The organism is Paraburkholderia sp. SIMBA_053, from assembly GCF_046534895.1.
GTDB classification, from domain to species: domain Bacteria; phylum Pseudomonadota; class Gammaproteobacteria; order Burkholderiales; family Burkholderiaceae; genus Paraburkholderia; species Paraburkholderia caledonica.
Map to the genome: position 1 here is coordinate 1 of NZ_JAWRXU010001457.1, position 244 is coordinate 244.

The 244-nt window shown below is 62.3% G+C and carries 1 protein-coding gene; it reads right to left on the bottom strand.

The genetic code is table 11. From position 1 onward, the window contains the following. Positions 1–22 precede the first annotated feature (22 nt). The coding region (locus SB753_RS40445) for a hypothetical protein (protein WP_410805598.1) at positions 23–244 on the bottom strand (222 nt) is incomplete at its 5' end.

A 244-nucleotide genomic window follows, 5' to 3' on the forward strand; every position in this document is an offset into this window, starting at 1 on the left:
GGCGAACGCCCTCTTCTGAAGTTTAGTGTCCAGCAGCGCGAACAGCACGGACAGCCTTGAGGATTTCCTCGCCGGTCGCGGGCGCGTTCAGCGGCGGATTCACCTTGTAATCGCCAACAGCAGCAACGGCATCGCGGATTGCGAAGAACACCGAGAACGGCAGCAACAGCGGCGGCTCGCCCGTCGCCTTCGAACGGTGGATGCTGTCCTCCGCATTGCGGTTCTTGAAGAGCCGCACGCGGAA